This is a genomic window from Streptomyces sp. NPDC079141 (assembly GCF_040686775.1).
Taxonomy (GTDB): domain Bacteria; phylum Actinomycetota; class Actinomycetes; order Streptomycetales; family Streptomycetaceae; genus Streptomyces.
This window is the reverse complement of record NZ_JBFBLP010000014.1, coordinates 174142-188238: the sequence shown is the minus strand read 5'-3', so window position 1 is coordinate 188238 and position 14097 is coordinate 174142. Positions and strand designations below refer to the sequence as shown.

Below are 14097 nucleotides of genomic sequence, written 5' to 3'. Positions count from 1 at the left end.
CCTGCGGTGGTGCACCGACCGCCGGTCAGGAGCGTGCGAAGACCGTCAGGCCTTCTTCGTCTCCCAGAAGATCTTGTCGATCTGGGCGATGTAGTCCAGAGCCTTCTGACCGGTGGCCGGGTCGGTGGACGCCTTGGCGGCCGACAGGGCCTTCAGGGCGTCGTTGACCAGCTGGTGCAGCTCCGGGTACTTCTCGAAGTGCGGCGGCTTGAAGTAGTCGCTCCACAGGACCGACACGTGGTGCTTCGCGAGCTCGGCGCGCTGCTCCTTGATGACGGTGGCGCGGGCCTGGAAGTGCGGGTCGTCGTTGGCGGCCATCTTGTCCTGGACGGCCTTCACCGACTCCGCCTCGATGCGGGCCTGGGCAGGGTCGTACACACCGCAGGGCAGGTCGCAGTGCGCGCTGACCTTCACCTTGGGGGCAAACAGGCGGGAAAGCATGGAGCATTCCTTCCTCGTGATCGTCTTCTCAGGTGGGACATTACTCCCTGCGGGACGGGTTTTCGCGAGTGCCCCCATGGGCTTAGGACAAAAGTCCGGGGTCAGACTGAGACTGGTGGAGGAAAGGACCGGGGAGGTGCCGGTGATGCCGGAACTGTCGCAGGAGACCGAGCGCGGGCGGCCGTTGCTGCCCTTCGGGCCGGCCGAGGTGACCGGGCCGTCCATGGTGCCCACGCTGAACCACGGGGACCGGCTGGTGGTGCACTACGGGGCCCGGATCCGGCCCGGTGACGTGGTCGTTCTGCGTCATCCGTTCCAGCAGGACCTGCTGGTCGTCAAGCGGGCCGCGGAGCGGCGCGAGGGCGGCTGGTGGGTGCTCGGGGACAACGCGTACGCGGGCGGGGACAGCACGGACTACGGGACCGTCCCCGAGGAGTTGGTACTGGGCAAGGTGCGCTTGCGGTACCGGCCGCGCAAGGCCGATCAGCGTTCGCCGTTCGCGCTGGCGCGCTGGGCGGCGTCGGCCGTGCGGCCCGTTTTCTCCGACCGGTCCGCCTCAAGGCGCTTGCGGGCGCGGTAGGCCGCCACGTTGGCGCGGGTGGCGCAGCGGTCGGAGCAGTAGCGCCGGGACCGGTTGGTCGAGGTGTCGAGATAGGCGTTGCGGCACGGCGCTGCCTCGCACAGGCCGAGGCGGTCCACGCCGTACTCCGTGAGATGGAAGGCGAGGCCCATCGCCGCGATGGCGGCGTAGCCGGCGGTCGCGTTCGACGGGTGGTCCGCCAGGTGCATGTGCCACAGCGGACGGCCGTTGTCGTCACGGGTGTCGTGCCCGGAGATCTGCGGGCTGACGGGGAACTCCAGCAGCAGGGAGTTCAGCAGGTTCACCGCCAGGGTCTCGTCGCCGCCGTCGGCCGCCTCGAAGACCGCCCTGAGCCGCGCACGGACCGAGCGGAAGCGGGTGACGTCGGCCTCGGTGGCGCGGCGCGCGGCGTCCTTGCTGACGCCGAACAGGTCGCGGACGGCCTCGACCGAGGTGAGCGTGTCCTTGCCCCGGGCCGGGTCCTCGCTGTTGACGAGACGCAAGGCGTAGTCCGAGTAATAGGCCAGTTCCACTTGTAGTCCTTACAGAGGCGTTCTATGGTCGTCGTGCGGGTCGGGTAACACCTGCTCCTGCATCCAGGGTATTACGCATGCGTACAAAGAGGGGGCTTCCATGACGACGACAACCGGAACCGACTGGCAGGCGTGGCAGGAGAGCTGGGACCGCCAGCAGGAGATGTACATGCCCGACCGGGAGGATCGCTTCCGGATCATGCTGGACATGGTCGAGGCCCTCGTCGGCCCCGCCCCGCGTGTCCTCGACCTCGCCTGCGGCACGGGCACCATCACGGCCCGGCTCCTCGCCCGCTTCCCGGAGGCCACCAGCACCGGCGTCGACCTCGACCCGGCGCTCCTCACCATCGCCCGGGGCACCTTCGCCGGCGACGAGCGGGTCACGTTCGTCACCGCCGATCTCAAGGACCCCGACTGGACGGCGAAGCTGCCGCACGACTCGTACGACGCCGTCCTGACCGCCACGGCCCTGCACTGGCTGTACAGCGAACCCCTCGCGGCCCTCTACGGTCAGGTCGCGGAACTCGTCCGCGACGGCGGTGTCTTCATGAACGCGGACCACATGATCGACGACACCACGCCCCGGATCAACGCGGCCGAGCAGGCCCAGCGCCACGCGGGCACGGATCAGGCCAAGCAGGACGGCGCCCTGGACTGGGCCGAGTGGTGGCAGGTCGCCGCCAAGGACCCCGTCCTCGCCGCCCCGACCGCCCGCCGCTTCGAGATCTACGGCGAGCACGCCGACGGCGACATGCCGTCCGTCGCGTGGCACGCGCGCGTGCTGCGCGAGAAGGGCTTCACCGAGGCGCGGCCGGTGTGGTGCTCGCCCTCGGACACGCTGCTGCTGGCCCTGAAGTAGGCACCGGTTCCCCCAGGAAGAGGCGGTACGAAAAATTCGTACCGCCTCTTCCGCGTCCCTGGCCGCCCCCCACCGCACTGGAAGGGGTGAGAAGGTCCGCAGACAACCGGAAGGGGTGGGGGATGACGCGGGGCGCGGAAGCGGCTCTGCACGCCTTCGTCGCGGGCAGACGCACGGCACTGTTCCGCAGTGCCTATCTGCTGTGCGGCAACCGCGACGAGGCGGAGGACCTCGTCCAGACGACGCTGGTCAAGGTCGTCCTCGGCGCGCGCAGACACGGGCGGCTGGACAACCTGGACGCCTATGCGCGCAAGACGCTGGTCAACACGTTCATCTCGGCCCGCCGCCGGTTCTGGCGCCGGGAGCACGCGTACGGCGAACTGCCGGACGTACCGGGGCAGTTGGTCGACAGCGACACCGGACTGATGGTGCGGGCCGCTCTCGCAGGGCTCGCGCCCAAGCAGCGGGCGGTGCTGGTGCTGCGCTACTGGGAGGACCTCAGCGTGGCAGCCACCGCCGAACTGCTCGGGATGCGGGAGAGCACGGTCAAGAGCCATACGGCCAGGGGACTCGCGGCGCTGAGGGCCGCGGTGCGGGAGGAACACGTATGAACGACAACCAGTCCGTCCGGGAGCTGCTCGGACGGGCCGTCGACCAGGTGCCGGTGCCGGCCGACCGGGGCAGCGAGGTCGTCTTCGCGCGCGCCGCGCGGCTGCGGTGGCGGCGGCGGGCCGCGGTGACCGGCGCGGTGGCGGCCGTCGTCGCGGGCGGTCTCGTGCTGGGGTCCGGGGTGCTGCCGGACGGCGGGGGAGCGAGCGTGGCGGCGGCGCCCACGGGCGGCGGACAGTCCACCGGTGCCGACGGGTTCGTAGAACTGCTGCCGGACGGGATCGGGGACGTCAAGGAGGTGTCGCTGCTGCGGCTGGTCAAGATGGTGCCCGACGCGAAGCTGCCCAAGGACGTGGGGCCGTACGACGGTGACTACGCCGTCGAGCGGGACGGCGGCGTCGGGTACATCACCGTGCGGGGCGTCACCGCGAAGGAGGCGGAGCTGAAGAGCGGTGGGTTCGGGCAGGATCTGTGCTCGGAGGTCACCGAGGCCCCCGACTCCGGGGTGAAGAACTGCGAGACCGAGCAACTGCCCGACGGCACACAGCTGTCCGTCTGGGAGTGGAGCGGCACTGTCGGCGAGGAGGGCACGCACCCCAACTGGGGGCCGTCACTGGAGGCGAGCCTGGAGCTTACGGACGGCAGCCTGCTGCGCATCCACGACATCACCGGCTACCTCGGCGAGGGCTCCCCGGGCCCGCTGCTCAAGAGCTACCCGATCACCCGCGAGCAGCTGCGCGAACTGGCGTTGAAGCCGGAGCTGCGGCCCTAGCAGCACGAAGGGGCGGTACGGGAATCCCGTACCGCCCCTTCCGCCGTTCTACAGGACCTTCGACAGGAACGCCTTCGTGCGCTCGTGCTGCGGGTCCGTCAGGACGTCGCGCGGGTTGCCGGACTCGACCACCACACCGCCGTCCATGAAGACGAGGTTGTCGCCCACCTCGCGGGCGAAGCCCATCTCGTGGGTGACGACGACCATCGTCATGCCGGACTCGGCCAGGTCGCGCATGACGTCGAGGACGTCACCGACCAGCTCCGGGTCCAGGGCCGAGGTCGGCTCGTCGAACAGCATCAGCTTCGGGTCCATCGCCAGCGCACGGGCGATGGCCACCCGCTGCTGCTGGCCGCCGGAGAGCTGCGAGGGGTAGTTGCCAGCCTTGTCACCCAGGCCGACCTTCTCCAGCAGCTCCCGGGCGCGCTCCCGGGCCTTGCTCTTGCCGACGCCCTTGACCTGGATGGGCGCCTCCATGACGTTCTCGACGGCCGTCATGTGCGGGAACAGGTTGAACCGCTGGAACACCATGCCGATGTCCCGGCGCTGCCGTGCGACCTCGCTGTCCTTGAGCTCGTACAGCTTGTCGCCCTTCTGGCGGTAGCCGACGAGCTCGCCGTCGACGTACAGCCGTCCGCCGTTGATCTTCTCCAGGTGGTTGATGCACCTGAGGAAGGTCGACTTGCCGGAGCCGGAGGGGCCGATGAGGCAGAAGACCTCGCCGGTCTTCACCTCCAGGTCGATGCCCTTGAGGACATCGATGTGGCCGAAGGACTTGTGGACGGCCTCGGCCTTCACCATGGCCTGGGCCGGCGCCGAGTCCTCGGAGGGCTGCTTCGTCACGTCCGTCATGCCGTGACTCCCTTCGGGCGACGAGTAGGCAGTACGGCCGCCTTGAAACGCTGCATGGGCGTCGGGGGCAGGCTGCGGGACGAACCGCGCGCGTAGTGCCGCTCGATGTAGTACTGGCCGACGCTGAGGATCGAGGTCATGATCAGGTACCAGGCGGCGGCGAGGAAGTACATCTCCACCGTGGAGCCCGCGTTCTGACCGATGTCCTGAGCCTCCTTGAACAGGTCGGCGAACTGCACCGCCGAGACGAGCGAGGTCGTCTTCAGCATGTTGATGACCTCGTTGCCCGTCGGCGGCACGATCACGCGCATCGCCTGCGGGATGACGATCCGGCGCAGCGTCTTGGTGTGGCTCATGCCGAGCGCGTGCGACGCCTCGGTCTGGCCCTCGTCGACCGAGAGCAGACCGGCACGGCAGATCTCCGCCATGTACGCGGCCTCGTTGAGGCCGAGCCCGAGCAGCGCCGTCAGCAGCGGCGTCATGAAGGACGACCAATAGTCCTTGTAGATCGGGCCGAGGTTGATGTACTCGAAGACCAGGCCGAGGTTGAACCACACGAACAGCTGGACCAGGACCGGGGTGCCCCGGAAGAACCAGATGTAGAACCACGCGATCGACGAGGTCACCGGGTTCTTCGACAGGCGCATCACGGCGAGCAGGATGCCGCCCGCGATACCGATCACCATGGAGAGCACGGTGAGCAGCAGGGTGTTCCAGACGCCGTGCAAGATGCGGTCGTCGAAGAAGTACTCGGGAATCGCGTCCCAGTTGATGTTGCCTTGCGCGAAGGCGTAGACGATCGCGCCGAGGATGGCGATCGCGAGAACCGCGGACACATAACGCCCCGGGTGCCGGACCGGGATGGCCTTGATGGCCTCCGGTCCGGCGGGCGGCGTGGGGTCAGCGGGACCGTCCGTCTTGTTGACGTCAACAGTCACGGGTGGAGCCTTTCAGAACGGTAGTGCCGAGACGGGGATCAGGAACCGCCGTTGATCTTGGCCTCGGTGATCGCGCCGTCCTCGACGCCCCACTTCTTGATGATCTTCTCGTACTCGCCGTTGTCGATGATGGCCTGGACGGCGGCCTGCAGGGCGTCACGCAGCTCGGTGTCCTCCTTGGACACCGCGATGCCGTAGGGGCCCGCCTCGACCTGGTCGCCGACGATCTCGAAGTACTTGCCGCCGCCCGCGTTCTTCACGGAGTACGCGGCGATCGGGAAGTCGGCGGAGACGACGTCGGCGCCCTTGGAGCGCATCCGGGTCTCGGCCTCCGGGTTGGTGGCGAAGTCCTCGATCTTGAGTTCCTTCTTGCCGCCGTCCGTGCACTTCTTGGACTGGTCCTTGGCAAGGTCGTGCGAGAAGGTGTTGCGCTGCACGGCCATCGTCTTGCCGCACAGGTCGTCCCAGGTCTTGATGCCCTGGGTGTCGCCCGCGTTGGTGTACAGCGAGACACCGGCGGTGAAGTAGTCGACGAAGTCGACGCCGTCGCCGACCTTCTTGCCGGTGTCGCCGTCGATGCCCTCCTGGCGGTCCTTCGTGTCGGTCATGGCCGACATCGCGATGTCGTACCGGTTGGAGGCCAGACCACCGATGAGGGTGTCGAAGGTGGCGTTCTGGAACTCGAACGTCACGCCGAGCTGCTTGCCCATCGCCGCGGCGATGTCGGGGTCGATGCCGACCGTCTTGCCGGAGTCGTCCTTGAACTCCACCGGCGCGTAAGCGATGTCGGAGCCGACCTTGATGACGCCCTTACTGGCGATGGCAGCCGGAAGCTTGTCGGCCAGCGGGGCCGAGCTCTTCGTCGTCTCGGTCTCGCTGCTGTCGTCCTTGGTCTGGTCGCCGCAGCCGGTGAGCAGCAGAGCGCCTGCGACCGCGATCGAGCCGACCGCTGCCAGCCGGGAGCGCGCGGCGGTCGTACGACGGGTGGTGCTTGCGGTCATGGTGGGTTCCTCCGGCGGATGGGTGGAGTTGCCGATGGGGCGGGCACCTGCCGATGGGGTCGGCAGAGGCCTTGGGTCGACGAGAGCACACGCCTTCGAGTGTCGCGACCTCGTGTGATTACGGCATCTTGCCATTCGGACTGAGCCATTCAGGGGGCTCGCTATGTCAAAATCGGATAACGGGTGACACCCGAACCCCACCAGGTCGGTACATCACGACCGCACCTTCTACGGGAATCTCCCCTTCCGGCCGGAAGATCTCCGGCCTGTCTCAGGATGCGGATGACCGGCAGGGCCGCTGAGAAGGCACCTGACCGTGGCTCCGGCGCCCGTCAAGGGGGCCCGGGCGACTTGTCCATATAGGTGCACATGATTCATGTCACCGATATCCGGTGATCGATGATCGTTCTTCGTTCCGCCATGTGAGCTTGCACGTATTGGACTCGTCCTCGAAGCCGGTCGTCCGGTAAGAAGGTGCTTTACACCCCTCATCCGGGGCTCAGGGCGCGTGTGCGGCGCGCCCGTCGCGCACCGGCCCGCATGCAGCAACAGCCTGGGCCGTGCGCGGTGCCCGCCCACTTCTCACCAGGAGTGGCCACCCTCAAACCATGAATATCTAAGGGGTCAGACAAAGTGGCAGCGGAGATTGTCAATCCTCGCAGCGAGAGCAGTACCGATCAGGACGGCGGGGCCGAGCCCCTCGATTCCTTCGATCCGGCGTTCGCGCTCCACCGCGGCGGCAAGATGGCTGTGCAGGCCACCGTGCCGGTCAAGGACAAGGACGACCTGTCCCTGGCGTACACGCCCGGCGTCGCGAAGGTGTGCAGCGCGATCGCCGAGCAGCCCGAGCTGGTGCACGACTACACCTGGAAGTCGTCCGTCGTCGCGGTGGTGACCGACGGTACGGCCGTGCTCGGACTCGGCGACATCGGGCCCGAGGCCTCCCTCCCCGTGATGGAGGGCAAGGCGATCCTCTTCAAGCAGTTCGGCGGCGTGGACGCGGTCCCGATCGCGCTGTCCTGCACCGGGGTCGACGAGATCGTCGAGACCGTGGTGCGGCTCGCGCCCTCCTTCGGCGGCGTGAACCTGGAGGACATCTCGGCGCCCCGGTGCTTCGAGATCGAGCGCAAGCTCCAGGAGCGGCTGGACATCCCGGTCTTCCACGACGACCAGCACGGCACGGCGGTCGTGACGCTGGCCGCGCTGCGCAACGCCGCCCGGCTGAGCGGGCGCGAGATCGGGCAGCTGCGGGCCGTCATCTCGGGCGCGGGTGCGGCCGGTGTCGCCATCGCCAAGATGCTGGTCGAGGCCGGTATCGGGGATGTCGCGCTCGCCGACCGCAAGGGCATCATCTCGGCCGACCGCTCGGACCTCACCGACGTCAAGCGCGAGGTCGCCGGGTTCACCAACAAGGCCGGCCTGACCGGCTCGCTGGAGGACGCCCTGGCCGGGGCCGACGTCTTCATCGGCGTCTCCGGCGGTACGGTGCCGGAGCCCGCGGTGGCGTCCATGGCGGAGGGGGCCTTCGTCTTCGCGATGGCCAACCCGAACCCCGAGGTGCACCCCGACGTCGCGCACAAGTACGCGGCCGTCGTGGCCACCGGGCGCTCGGACTTCCCGAACCAGATCAACAACGTGCTCGCGTTCCCCGGCATCTTCGCCGGGGCGCTCCAGGTCCGGGCCTCCCGGATCACGGAGGGCATGAAGATCGCGGCCGCCGAGGCGCTGGCGTCGGTGGTCGGCGACGACCTTGCAGCGGACTACGTGATCCCGTCGCCGTTCGACGAGCGGGTCGCCCCCGCGGTGACGGCGGCCGTCGCCGCCGCGGCGCGGGCGGAGGGCGTGGCTCGGCGGTGAGCTGAGCTGTAGGAGGGATGACCCCGGTCGGGTTTTCGGCCGGGGTCATTTCTTTACCCGGGGGTTGGGCCGGGTGGGTGGTTCGGCGTGGGCCGCGCAGGTCCGAACGCAAGAGGGCATGTCTCACAGTGCCGCCCGGTACCGGATGACAGACGCGCCCCCTATCGTCAACATCATGTTCGCCGTCTACGCCGCCCGAATCGACCGCGACCAGCCGCTCACCGGCCTTGAGTTGGGGGAGCGCCCCGCCCCCGAGGCCCGCCCCGGCTGGAGCGTCGTCAACGTCAAGGCCGCCTCCCTCAACCACCATGACCTGTGGTCCCTGCGCGGCGTCGGCCTCGCAGAGGACAAGCTGCCGATGATCCTCGGCTGTGACGCCGCCGGCGTGGACGAGGACGGCAACGAGGTCGTCCTGCACTCCGTCATCGGCCAGAGCGGTCACGGGGTCGGCCCCAGGGAACCCCGTTCCATCCTCACCGAGCGCTACCAGGGCACCTTCGCCGAGCAGGTCGCCGTGCCGACGTGGAACGTGCTGCCCAAGCCGAAGGAGCTGTCCTTCGAGGAGGCCGCCTGTCTGCCCACGGCCTGGCTGACGGCGTACCGGATGCTCTTCACCAACGCGGGCGTACGGCCCGGTGACTCCGTGCTCGTGCAGGGCGCCGGCGGCGGTGTCGCCACGGCCGCGATCGTGCTCGGGAAGGCGGCGGGGCTCCGGGTCTTCGCCACCAGCCGGGACGAGGCCAAGCGAAAGCGGGCCGTGGAGCTGGGTGCCGTGGAGGCGGTGGAGTCGGGTGCGCGGCTGCCGCAGCGGGTGGACGCCGTCATCGAGACCGTGGGCGCGGCGACCTGGTCGCACTCGGTCAAGTCGCTGCGGCCCGGCGGCACGCTCGTCATCTCGGGGGCGACCAGCGGCGACCGGCCCTCGCACGCCGAGCTGACCCGGATCTTCTTCCTGGAGCTGAAGATCGTCGGCTCCACGATGGGCACCAAGGACGAGCTGGAGGACCTGTTGTCCTTCTGCGCCGCGACCGGTGTGCGGCCCGTCATCGACGAGGTGCTCCCGCTCGACCGGGCGCGAGAGGGCTTCGAGCGGATGGAGTCGGGGGAGCAGTTCGGAAAGATCGTGCTCAGCAACTGACCTCGGGTTCCAGGCAGGTCGGCAGGTAGGTGGACGGGCGGGTTCGGGTTCTCCGGGCCCGCCTTTCGCCTGCCCCGGATGTCAACCATGGTTGACATCTGCCTGGTGTCAACATAGGTTGACGGTATGAGCGAAGCTACGGATCTCGCCGAGCGGGCGGGCGACCGCGATCCGCGGGTCGGACTGCGTGCCGTCGCCGCACTGCGCCGGCTGCTGGAGCAGCTGGAGGCGGTGCAGGTGCGCGGCGCGCGCAACCAGGGCTGGTCGTGGCAGGAAATCGCCGCGGAACTCGGCGTAAGCAGGCAGGCCGTGCACAAGAAGTACGGGAGGCATTGATGTTCGAGCGGTTCACGAAGGACGCCCGGGATGTGGTGAAGGGTGCGGTCGAGCTCGCGGAACGGGCGGGGGCCCACACCGTGGACGCCGACCACCTGCTCCTCGCCCTGCTCGACCGGGAAGGCAGCCGAGCCTCCTTCGCGCTGGCCGCGCTGGGGCTGGCGGAGCGCAAACAGTCGGTGCGGGACGCGCTCGGCGAGGCGCGGCGGCTGGCCGGACTGTCCCAGGCGGATGCCGACGCGCTCGCGGGGCTCGGGATCGACGTCGCGCAGATCGTCGCCCGGGTCGAGGAGGTGCACGGCGTCGGGGCGATGTCCGGCGACCGCAAGGACAAGGGGTGGTGGTCCGGGCGCCGTTCCTTCAGCCGGGAGGCCAAGGACACCCTCGAACGGGCACTGCGCATCGCCGTCGCCCGACGCGATCGGCACATCGGCGACGAGCATCTGCTGCTCGCCCTCGCCACCCGGCCGGGCGTGCCCGCGGAGGTCCTCGCCGACCACGGCGTGACCCACGAGGCGCTGACCCGGGTTCTGTACGGCGGGGGAGAGGGCAGGAAGGCGGGCTGACGGGGAGGACCCACGGCCGGGGGCACCGAGGCGCCCCCTCCCGCGGTGGCCCCGTCAGACCTTCGGCCCCCGCAGCAGCGCCGCGAGGTGTGCCGCCGCCGTCGACAGATGGCGGCGTGCGTCACGGAGCTGGTCGGCCGTGACGCCATGGTCCCGGGCCGCGTCGCGGACGTCGTCGCGGAAGCGGTCCAGCAGGCGGTCCAGGTCGCGGGCGGGGTCTCCGGTGGAGTCCTCGTGCGCCCAGGAGGGTTCGTAGCTGCCGGGGAAGTCCTCCGGGGTCTCGGAGTACTCCGGGTGCGGCTTGCGCGAGTCCTCCGGGGGCCCGGAGTGCTCGGGGCGCGGCCGCTGTGCGGTGGAACTCCGGCCGAAGGCCCAGTCCTTGCCGAAGTCCATCCCGAACTCGCCGAACTCCTTGGCCAGTTCGGTCAGGCCCTCGCGCACGCCTGTCGGCCAGTCGCCCCGCGAGAAGTGGTCCTGCACATGGTCCTGGACCCGCCGGGCGATGCGCTGCATCTCCTCCTGCGCCTGGGCGCGCGCCCGGTCCTGGGCCTCCTTGGCCTGGCGCCGGGCCCGCTGGGCCTCCTCGCGGGCCCGGCGGCTCTCGTCCTTGGCGCGCCGGGCCTGGTCCTTCCACTCCTGCTTGGCGCGGCGCATCTCCTCCTTGGCGGCGCGCCACGCCTCCTTCTCGGTGAAGTCCGTGACATCGCCGAAGTCCCCGAAGGTGCCGTCCCGTTCGTCACCGCCCTTGGCGCCGCCGGCCCGGCGGGCCTCTCCGGCCGCCGCCCGCATCTCGCGCCGCAGATCACCGGCCGCGCCGCGGACGTCGGCCCGGATCTCGGCGGCGAGCTCCGCGACCGACTCACGGATCTCCAGCTCCAGGTCGGCCAGTTCCCCGCTGCGGTCGGCCAGTTCGGCCCGGCCGGCGTCCGTGATGGCGTACACCTTGCGGCCGCCCTCGGTGGTGTGGGTGACCAGACCCTCGGTCTCCAGCTTGGCCAGGCGCGGATAGACCGTGCCCGCCGACGGCGCGTAGAGGCCCTGGAAGCGCTCCTCCAGGAGGCGGATCACCTCGTAGCCGTGGCGCGGGGCCTCGTCCAGCAGCTTCAGCAGGTACAGGCGCAGGCGGCCGTGGGCGAAGACGGGAGGCATGTCAGAGCACCTTCTTGTCGGTCGTGCCGTCGGCCGGGTCGGCGGTGGAGGCGGCCGGTCCCGAACCGGAACCGGCATTCTCCCTTGTGGTGCCCGGTGTGCTGTCCACGGGGGCCTCGTCCGCGTCCCAGGGCTCGTCCTCGCGCGGGGGCCGGGGCAGCAGGGCGATGGATCCGGACACCGTCGTCGCGCGCAGCTTGCCGTTGCCCGCGCCGAGCCGTCCGGTGATCTTGTGGGCGCCCCACTGGCCGTGGACCCGCAGACCGTCGAAGGCGTTGGAGATGGTGCCGCTGGCGGTGTTGGCCTCGACATCGGCGTCGGCCGGCTGCGGCAGCCGGATGGCGATCTCGCCCGAGACGCTGGTGAGGCGGATGTCGGTGGGCCCGTCCGGATCGAGGTCGACGATCATCGAGCCGCTGACCGAGTCGGCCCGCACGGAGGGGCCCGAGCCCTCGACGACGGTGAGATCGCCGGAGACGGAGTTGAAGCGCAGGTCGCCGGTGACGGCCTGGGCCTCCAGGTTCCCGGAGACCGTGTCGGCGCGCACCGGGCCGGAGAGCCCGACGAGGGTCGTGTCGCCCGTGACGCCCTTGACCACCGACGGGCCGCGGACGCCGGAGACGACGGCTCCGGCGCCGACCACGCCCACCTCGACCCGGGTGTCGGCGGGCACGGCCAGCGAGACGACGGCGCTGCGCCGCCAGCCCTTGCGGTCGAGCCACTTCAGGAAGCCCTTCCAGGGCAGGTCGTCGTACGCCACCGTGAGCGTGCCGTCCTCCTGGGTCACGACCAGGGGCGGGCCCTCGATGTCGGAGACCTCCAGACGGGCGGAACCCTCGTCCGTCCCCATGACGTTGACCGTTCCGTTGACGACGCGCACGTGGAGCTCGCGCACGGGCTCGTCGAACGTGAGCTTCCGCGGCTCGGCGACGGACCACTCGGACATGGTGGGATCCTCCCCGTGACAACGCGCCATATCGCGTCTCTTGTCATTCACGATATATCGCGGCCAACGAAAGTCAAGACACTCATTCTGGGGATGCATTCGGCTTCAAATATGACCAAACGGCGTTTGTCGTCCTAGCGTGTGACCATGCCGACGGAATCTCCCCGCACCGCCCCCGCCCCCGGTGCCCTGCTCCTGTGCAGGGCGGAGCCGGACTCCGTCGCCCCAGTCGCCCAGCTGCTGCGCGAGCGCATGCTGCTCGTCCCGGCCGGCGCGCAGTGGAGCGTTCTCGTCCCCGAGGGCACGCCCTGGCTGCACGGCGAGGAACCCGTCGACCGCGTCCTCACCGGCTGGGCCACCGCCCTGGCCGTCGGCGCCCCCTGGCCCGTACTCGCCCTGTGGTGGGACCGGGACCGCGCCGGCTACACGCTCGCCTCCGGCTTCCGCCGCCCGGTCGGCTACGTCTGGCTCACCAACGGCACCCCGGCCGGCGAGGACGAGGCCATGCGCACCTTCGCCGCCCGCCTGGGCCTCGACCCGGTCCTCGACATGGAGTCCCTCGACGCGCTGACGAAACCGGACCCCGAGGCCGACGCCCGCGCCCGCCTGCGCGGCCTGCTCGCGGTCCTCACGCGCGCGGGAGCCGCCCTGCCCGAGGGCCTCACCCCCGGCGACAGCGCCGACCGGCTCCGGGAGGCCGCCCGCGCCCTGCCTACGGCCCGCGCCGTCGAGTGGGCGGGCTGGCGGGACACGGTCCGCGCGGAGCTCGGCGCGGTCGACAGAAGCCTGGGTCCATGGCTCCCCTGGTCCGGCAGCCCACAGGCGCGGGCACTCGCCCTGGCCCAGATCGCCGCCGGCCTGCCGCTCACGGCCTTCGGCCTGCGGCGGCACAGCGGCGGCTGGACCATGGCGGGGGCGCTGCTGCTCGCGCACGGCGCGCTGGGCCTGACGTACGACCTCAGCCACCCGCGCGACTGACCCCGACGGCGCGAACAACACGAAAGCGGGGCGCCGCCCAGGCGCCCCGCCACATACCCCCGTACGACCTACTCGTCGTCGTCCTCGTCGTCCAGCCGCGCCAGCCACGTCGCCAGCCGCTCCACCGGCACCTCGAAGTCCGGATTCAGGTCGACGAACGTCCGCAGCTGCTCGGCGAGCCACTCGAAGGTGACCTCCTCCTCGCCGCGCCGCTTCTCAAGTTCTTCGATGCCTCGGTCGGTGAAGTACAACGTGCTCTCCGTCGGGGATGGGGACAGCAGGGCTGCCGGAACGCGATACCTCCAGGATAGGCGCGGCCCGCTGTCACGCACCGTCCGTGCCGTGATCCAGCAGCCACGACACGACGGCGCGTACGGCACCCGAGACGGCCGCGGCCAGCACGGTGACGGTTGCTTTGAGGGCGTGCTTGCGGTTCATGACCGTTCCCCTTCGGAGCTGGGCGGGTTTGTGCTTCAACTCTGGGAAAAGTCAGGGGTGTTGCGCCAAGCTCATCATGTTGCGGATGCTGTGGGACACGTGCG

The 14097-nt window shown here is 70.0% G+C and carries 17 protein-coding genes; 9 read left to right on the top strand and 8 right to left on the bottom strand.

The window, feature by feature from the left end:
* Positions 1-45: 45 nt before the first annotated feature.
* Complete coding sequence (sodN, locus tag AB0Q90_RS31190; protein WP_005480378.1) at positions 46-441, bottom strand: superoxide dismutase, Ni; 396 nt, start codon at positions 439-441, stop codon at positions 46-48.
* Between the two features lie 145 nt (positions 442-586).
* Here sodN and sodX point away from each other — a divergent pair, with 145 nt between their 5' ends.
* The gene (gene sodX, locus AB0Q90_RS31185) at positions 587-1021 is read left to right on the top strand and encodes a nickel-type superoxide dismutase maturation protease (protein WP_363161883.1); all 435 of its coding nucleotides are present in this window, start codon (positions 587-589) and stop codon (positions 1019-1021) included.
* Here the strand turns inward: sodX and AB0Q90_RS31180 are convergent.
* Positions 925-1554 carry a CGNR zinc finger domain-containing protein gene (locus AB0Q90_RS31180; protein WP_363161695.1) on the bottom strand — a complete coding sequence of 210 codons (630 nt, stop codon included), beginning with the start codon at positions 1552-1554 and terminating at the stop codon, positions 925-927. The genes sodX and AB0Q90_RS31180 overlap by 97 nt on opposite strands.
* Positions 1555-1654: 100 nt before the next feature.
* Here AB0Q90_RS31180 and AB0Q90_RS31175 point away from each other — a divergent pair, with 100 nt between their 5' ends.
* From AB0Q90_RS31175 to AB0Q90_RS31165, 3 genes are all read left to right on the top strand, one after another.
* On the top strand, positions 1655-2413 hold the full coding sequence (locus tag AB0Q90_RS31175; protein ID WP_363161694.1) for a class I SAM-dependent methyltransferase: 759 nt from the start codon (positions 1655-1657) through the stop codon (positions 2411-2413).
* A 122-nt stretch (positions 2414-2535) separates the two neighbouring features.
* Positions 2536-3024 (top strand): SigE family RNA polymerase sigma factor, encoded by a 489-nt coding sequence (locus tag AB0Q90_RS31170; RefSeq protein ID WP_363161693.1) that lies wholly within the window; start codon positions 2536-2538, stop codon positions 3022-3024.
* Positions 3021-3794 carry a hypothetical protein gene (locus tag AB0Q90_RS31165; RefSeq protein WP_363161692.1) on the top strand — a complete coding sequence of 258 codons (774 nt, stop codon included), beginning with the start codon at positions 3021-3023 and terminating at the stop codon, positions 3792-3794. Before AB0Q90_RS31170 ends, AB0Q90_RS31165 begins: the two co-directional genes overlap by 4 nt.
* 48 nt (positions 3795-3842) lie before the next feature.
* Here the strand turns inward: AB0Q90_RS31165 and AB0Q90_RS31160 are convergent, their stop codons facing one another.
* The 3 genes from AB0Q90_RS31160 to AB0Q90_RS31150 are packed head-to-tail and all read right to left on the bottom strand — an operon-like array spanning position 3843 to position 6585.
* On the bottom strand, positions 3843-4646 hold the full coding sequence (locus AB0Q90_RS31160) for an amino acid ABC transporter ATP-binding protein (protein WP_363161691.1): 804 nt from the start codon (positions 4644-4646) through the stop codon (positions 3843-3845).
* Positions 4643-5584, bottom strand: a complete 942-nt coding sequence (locus AB0Q90_RS31155) for an amino acid ABC transporter permease (protein ID WP_363161690.1) — start codon at positions 5582-5584, stop codon at positions 4643-4645. Before AB0Q90_RS31155 ends, AB0Q90_RS31160 begins: the two co-directional genes overlap by 4 nt.
* Positions 5585-5622: 38 nt before the next feature.
* The gene (locus AB0Q90_RS31150; RefSeq protein ID WP_363161689.1) at positions 5623-6585 is read right to left on the bottom strand and encodes an ABC transporter substrate-binding protein; all 963 of its coding nucleotides are present in this window, start codon (positions 6583-6585) and stop codon (positions 5623-5625) included.
* Between the two features lie 633 nt (positions 6586-7218).
* Between AB0Q90_RS31150 and AB0Q90_RS31145 the strand changes: the two genes are divergently transcribed.
* From AB0Q90_RS31145 to AB0Q90_RS31130, 4 genes are all read left to right on the top strand, one after another.
* Complete coding sequence (locus AB0Q90_RS31145; protein ID WP_363161688.1) at positions 7219-8442, top strand: NADP-dependent malic enzyme; 1224 nt, start codon at positions 7219-7221, stop codon at positions 8440-8442.
* Between the two features lie 175 nt (positions 8443-8617).
* Positions 8618-9580 (top strand): zinc-binding dehydrogenase, encoded by a 963-nt coding sequence (locus AB0Q90_RS31140; protein ID WP_363161687.1) that lies wholly within the window; start codon positions 8618-8620, stop codon positions 9578-9580.
* Between the two features lie 126 nt (positions 9581-9706).
* A complete protein-coding gene (locus AB0Q90_RS31135; RefSeq protein ID WP_363161686.1) occupies positions 9707-9916 on the top strand; it encodes an HTH domain-containing protein in 210 nt (69 codons plus the stop codon).
* On the top strand, positions 9916-10482 hold the full coding sequence (locus tag AB0Q90_RS31130) for a Clp protease N-terminal domain-containing protein (protein ID WP_363161685.1): 567 nt from the start codon (positions 9916-9918) through the stop codon (positions 10480-10482). Before AB0Q90_RS31135 ends, AB0Q90_RS31130 begins: the two co-directional genes overlap by 1 nt.
* A 54-nt stretch (positions 10483-10536) precedes the next feature.
* On the opposite strand, the gene AB0Q90_RS31125 is transcribed toward AB0Q90_RS31130, so the two are convergent.
* Positions 10537-11631 carry a helix-turn-helix transcriptional regulator gene (locus tag AB0Q90_RS31125; protein ID WP_363161684.1) on the bottom strand — a complete coding sequence of 365 codons (1095 nt, stop codon included), beginning with the start codon at positions 11629-11631 and terminating at the stop codon, positions 10537-10539.
* A 1-nt stretch (position 11632) separates the two neighbouring features.
* Positions 11633-12577 carry a DUF4097 family beta strand repeat-containing protein gene (locus AB0Q90_RS31120; protein ID WP_363161683.1) on the bottom strand — a complete coding sequence of 315 codons (945 nt, stop codon included), beginning with the start codon at positions 12575-12577 and terminating at the stop codon, positions 11633-11635.
* Positions 12578-12724: 147 nt separating this feature from the next.
* Between AB0Q90_RS31120 and AB0Q90_RS31115 the strand changes: the two genes are divergently transcribed.
* Positions 12725-13555 (top strand): hypothetical protein, encoded by an 831-nt coding sequence (locus AB0Q90_RS31115; protein WP_363161681.1) that lies wholly within the window; start codon positions 12725-12727, stop codon positions 13553-13555.
* Positions 13556-13623: 68 nt separating this feature from the next.
* Here the strand turns inward: AB0Q90_RS31115 and AB0Q90_RS31110 are convergent, their stop codons facing one another.
* The gene (locus AB0Q90_RS31110; protein ID WP_019075209.1) at positions 13624-13806 is read right to left on the bottom strand and encodes a DUF6104 family protein; all 183 of its coding nucleotides are present in this window, start codon (positions 13804-13806) and stop codon (positions 13624-13626) included.
* Positions 13807-14097 lie beyond the last annotated feature (291 nt).